At 73.5% G+C, this 4,744-nt stretch carries 4 protein-coding genes; 3 read left to right on the top strand and 1 reads right to left on the bottom strand.

All coding sequences use genetic code 11. The annotated features are described in order from the left end of the window. A partial coding sequence (locus tag ACWGJO_RS41050) for an nSTAND1 domain-containing NTPase (protein ID WP_452190889.1) occupies positions 1-1,740 on the bottom strand: 1,740 nt, incomplete at its 3' end. A gap of 264 nt (positions 1,741-2,004) precedes the next feature. On the opposite strand from ACWGJO_RS41050, the gene ACWGJO_RS41055 reads away from it, so the two are divergent. From ACWGJO_RS41055 to ACWGJO_RS41065, 3 genes are read left to right on the top strand one after another with little or no spacing between them, the layout of a single operon-like run. Then, entirely contained in the window at positions 2,005-2,955 is a 951-nt protein-coding gene (locus ACWGJO_RS41055; RefSeq protein WP_452190890.1) for an HpcH/HpaI aldolase/citrate lyase family protein, read from the top strand. A 2-nt stretch (positions 2,956-2,957) separates the two neighbouring features. Continuing rightward, the gene (locus ACWGJO_RS41060; protein WP_387684540.1) at positions 2,958-4,193 is read left to right on the top strand and encodes an 8-amino-7-oxononanoate synthase family protein; all 1,236 of its coding nucleotides are present in this window, start codon (positions 2,958-2,960) and stop codon (positions 4,191-4,193) included. A gap of 18 nt (positions 4,194-4,211) precedes the next feature. Beyond that, positions 4,212-4,742, top strand: coding sequence for a MaoC family dehydratase (locus ACWGJO_RS41065; protein ID WP_359914674.1), 531 nt, complete (start codon positions 4,212-4,214; stop codon positions 4,740-4,742). The last annotated feature ends 2 nt before the right edge of the window (positions 4,743-4,744 follow it).

A 4,744-nucleotide genomic window follows, 5' to 3' on the forward strand; every position in this document is an offset into this window, starting at 1 on the left:
CAGGTTGTGGCGCTGCGCCCGGCGCCGGCCGGCGGCCTCCGCCCGGGCGGAGGCCGCCAGGAAGGCCCGCTCGACCCCGGCCGCGGCCAGCTCGCCGGCCGCCACCTGCCGCTTGAGCTGCTCCAACCGGACACCCCGGCAGAGCAGTTCGGGGTCCTGGTCGGCGGCCTCCCAGCCCCGGGCGGCCGCCGAGAGCCTGCGCTGCTCGCCCAGCGCCTCGCGGCCCTCCGCCAGCCACCCGCGCAGCCGGGGCCAGGCCTGCGGCAGCGCGTGGTGGGACAGCTCGACGGTGTCCCGGTCCACCACCACGAGCCGGGCCCGGACCAGCCGTTCCATCACCTCGGGCACGCCGGGATCGTCGAACTCGGCGCGCCGGACCGGCTTGCGGGTGCCCTCGTCGCCCCCCGGCACCAGGTCTCCCCCCGATAAGAGCCCGCCGCCCGGCGTCAGTCCGTCGCCCAGGGCCGTCGCGCCGCCGGCCGCGTCCTCCCCGGCACCGAGCAACTCCCCGCCGAGCCGCAGGAACACCGCCCGCGCCCGGGTCTGGCCGGCCGGGTCGAGCCCGTTGTACAGCGACTCCGCCGTCCGGGCCAGCGCGCCCTCGAAACCTCCGGTCGCCTGGAAGCCGGCCAGGGTGAGGGCGTTGCCGCTGCGCCGCCGCCAGGTCTCCAGCAGTGCCGTGGACACCAGCGGCAGCGCGCCCGGCTGCTGCGCGGCGGTCGAGATGAGGACGGCCTGCAGGGCGCCCTCGACGGTACAGCCGGACCGCAGGGCCGGCTCGGTGATCGCCCGCCGCAGCTCGTCCGGCGCCGGACGCCCCACCGACAGCACCGCGTTCCGGCCGGCCTCGGCCAGCCCCGGGTGCTCGGCGAACAGCGGCCCGCACTGGTCCGAGCGGAGCACCAGCACCACCCGGCACCGGGCCGGCGCCGCCACCGGCAGCCCGTCCGGCGCCTGCCCCGCGGCGCCCGCGGCGGTCGCCACCAGCGCGTCGAGGAAGCGCGCCCGCTCGGCGGCGTCCCGGCAGCGGGTGCGCAGCTGCTCGCCCTGGTCCACCACCAGCACCGGGTCGCCGGCCGTCGGCCCCGAGGCGCCCCGCGTGCTCTCCCCGACTCGCTGCCCGAGCCGGGCGAGCGCGAGCGCGTACGCCTCCATCGGTCGTTCGCCGGGAGTCAGCAGCGCCACCGGGACACCGCCGTCGACCGGGGGCCGACCCGCTCCGCCCCCGGCCCCGGTTCTGCGCCCGGCCACCGCGCCGGCGCCCGGAGCCCCGCCGAGCCGGGCCAGCAGACCGGCTCTGACCAACGAGGACTTGCCCGCCCCGGACGGCCCGGAGAGGATCACCAGCCGCCGATCGGCCAGCAGGGCGGCCAGCCGGTCCAGCAGCGCCTCGCGGCCGAAGAAGCGCTCGGCGTCGGCCGCCTCGAACGCGGCCGCACCCGGGTAGGGGGCGCTTCCGGCGTCCTGGGAGCGCCGCCGGGCCGCGGTGTCGGCGGCCAGTTCGGCGGCGAGCAGCTGCCAGCGGTGCCGCCACTCCCGTACGTCCCCGCCGCAGGCCTGCACATAGGCGACGGTGACAGCGAGGCTGGGCAGCCGCCGGCCGCCCGCGGCCACCGACAGGCTGGCCGCCGAACAATGGGCCCGCAGGGCGAGTTGACGGTACGGCGGACTTCCGGCGCGTTCCCGCAGGGCCCGAAGATCGCCCGCGAAGCGCAGCAGCGGCCCGTCCCCGGGGTCCAACGGACTTTCCCGACGCGGCACTACGGCCCCCTTCTCCGTTGATGCGGTGTCCTGAAACCTCGCGTGCCCACGCGCCACACGCGCCGCGTGCGCCTCGTGTCCATCCCCCGGTTATTCATCATGCACAGCACCCGTTGGCGTCAAACAATGGTGCGCGCGGGTCGGTTGTTCCGAGTTGATGTTCAATGTCCAGCCGTACGGCGCCGAACAAAGCCGGTGGGATAGAACCGGACCCCGCAGCCTTCGGCGACTTCGGAGACATCCATGAAGTTCACGCGGTACTGCCGTTCCCTCCTGTCCACACCCGCGATGGCAGTGGAGCGGTACACCAAGAGCCATCAGTCCGGGGCCGACATCGCCATGGTCGATCTGGAGGATTCGGTCCCACCCGCCCGAAAGGAGGAGGCCCGTCGACTGGCCGAGGAGTTCTTCGCGCTCCCGTCCGCCAAGCTCGCGCGCAGCGCGGTGCGCATCAACACCCTGTCCGGACCGGACGGGCTGCGCGACCTGATCGCGATCGCCCGGTACCGCGTCAAACCGGACCTGGTGCTGATCCCGATGGCGGAGTCCGCCCGGGACATCGAGATCGCCGCCGGCGCGCTCGCCGCGGACTGCCCGGAGACGGAGTTCCTGGCGGTCGTGGAGACCCCGCTGGGCATCGAGCACGCGCCCGCCATCGCGGCCGCCGGACACCGGCTGCGCGGGCTGGTCTTCGGCTCGGCGGACTACGCCTTCGCGGTCGGCGCCCGGCTCTCCTGGGAGGCCCTGGCCCACGCCCGCGGCCGGGTGGTCAACAGCGCCCGCGCCGCGGGGGTGGAGGCGATGGACGCACCGTTCTTCGAGGTCTCCGACCTCGTCGGACTGCGCCGGGAGGCCGGGCTCGCCCGGGACTTCGGGTTCAGCGGCAAGATCGCCGTCCATCCGCGCCAACTCGCTCTGATCAACGAGCTGTTCAGCCCGGGCGAGGAACTGCTGGAGCGCGCCCGCCGGGTGGTCGCGGCCGGTCTGGAGAACGGCCGTTCGGTCACCGTGGTGGACGGGGTGATGGTCGGCATGCCGTTCTTCGAGGCCTCGCAGCGTCTGATCGAGCAGTTCGACCCGCCCCGGCCCGACGGTTCGCACCACACGCAGCACCCCCACCGCGCGCAACACGCGCAGCACCAACCGCAGGGCCACGAGCCCACCGACCCCCCGAACCACGCGACGGAGAAGTGACGATGACCGAAGAATCCATCCTCGGCCCGCGCCGGTACCGCAACGCCGAGGCCATGCTGGCCAGCGCCGACCCGGTCTGGCAGGCGGCCGGCGCCAACGGCCTGATCGGCATCACCGCGGACTCGGAGTCCAACAACCGGCTGATCGTCCGCGAGACCGGCCACGAGTTCGCCAACATGGTCTCCTGCTCGTACCTGGGCCTGAACAACCACCCCGCGGTCCTGGCCGGCGCGGTGGACGCGCTGACCGAGTCCCGCAGCACCTCGCTGGTCCTCTCCACCACCCGGATCCGGCACAACCTGCTGGTGCGGCTGGAGGAGGAGCTCGGCGAGCTGTTCGGCGCGAACATCCTGCCGGGGGCGTCCTGTACCACGCTCACCGCGGGCATCCTGCCGCTGATCGCCTCCGGCCACCTGGACGGCACCTGCCAGGGCGGCGGCGGCCCCCGGGTGATGGTCTTCGACCGCTTCTGCCACTTCTGCATGGCGTACATGAAGCCGGTCTGCGCGGACGAGTCACTGGTGCTGACCTGCCCGCACAACGACCTGAACTACCTGGAGGACATCTGCCGCAAGTACCCGCGGGTCGCCTACGTCGCCGACGGCGCCTACTCGATGGGCGGCACCGCGGCCCTCGACGGGCTGCTCGAACTCCAGGACCGCTACGGGCTGTTCCTCTACATCGACGACTCCCACTCGCTGTCCATCGCGGGCGAGCGCGGCGAGGGCTACGTCCGCTCCCGGCTGGAGATGAACCCGCTGACGGTGATCACCGCGAGCCTCGGCAAGGCCTTCGGCACCAGCGGCGGCGTCGCGATGCTCGGCAACCGGGAGCAGTTCGAGTTCCTGCACCGGCACGCCGGCCCGATCGGCTGGTCGCAGAACATCCCGCTGCCGATGGTCGGCGCCTCGCTGGCCAGCGCCGCCATCCACCGCTCCCCCGAACTGGCCGACCTCCAGGGAGCGCTGGCCCGCAACATCGAGCTCTTCGACGAGCTGCTGCCGACCACCTTCGCGGGCAACGGCCTGCCGGTGCGCCGGGTCGACGTCGGGGAGGCCGAGCGGGCGGTCAAGCTGTCCGCCCAGCTCTTCGAGCGCGGCTTCTACAGCTCCGCGGTGTTCTTCCCGATCGTCCCCAAGGGCGAGGCCGGGCTGCGGCTGATGCTGCGCGCCGACATGGACGAGCGGCTGATCCGCGAGTTCGCCGGCCACGTCAAGGAACTCACCTCCGACCTCTAGGACCAGGGAGCAGCCGCGATGGACGCGACCGAACCGGCCGGCTACCGGCTGATCGGCGAGCGCCGCTACCGCGAGGTGGTCGGGCGCTACTACGAGGAGTTCGAGGTCGGCGAGGTGGTGGAGCACCGCCCCGGGCGGACCGTCACCGAGCTCGACAACGTGCTGATGAGCATGCTGAGCATGAACGACGCCCCGCTGCACATCGACGCCGCCTACAGCGCGCACACCCCCTGGGGGAAGCCGATCGTCTCCAGCCTGGTGACGCTCAGCATCGTCGGCGGCATGACCGCCCGCTCGACGAGCGGGCGCACCATCGCCAACCTGGGCTGGGAGAACATCCGGATGACCCACCCGGTGTTCGCCGGCGACACCCTCTACGCGGAGACGGAGACCCTCGCCAAGCGGCTCTCCGAGAGCCGCGCCGGGCAGGGGATCGTGCGCTGCCGCACCACCGGGACGAAGTCCACCGGCGAGGTCGTGGTGGTGTTCGAACGCAGCTTCCTCGTCCCGCTGCGCGGCCACGGCCTGGACGAGGTCGCCGGGTACTGACC

The organism is Kitasatospora sp. NPDC054795 (assembly GCF_053611565.1).

What these genes read in the sequence shown, in the direction of transcription:
- ACWGJO_RS41060 (WP_387684540.1), top strand. Translation starts at nt 2,958, where the DNA reads ATGACCGAAGAATCCATCCTCGGCCCGCGCCGGTACCGCAACGCCGAG.
- ACWGJO_RS41065 (WP_359914674.1), top strand. Translation starts at nt 4,212, where the DNA reads ATGGACGCGACCGAACCGGCCGGCTACCGGCTGATCGGCGAGCGCCGC.
- ACWGJO_RS41055 (WP_452190890.1), top strand. Translation starts at nt 2,005, where the DNA reads ATGAAGTTCACGCGGTACTGCCGTTCCCTCCTGTCCACACCCGCGATG.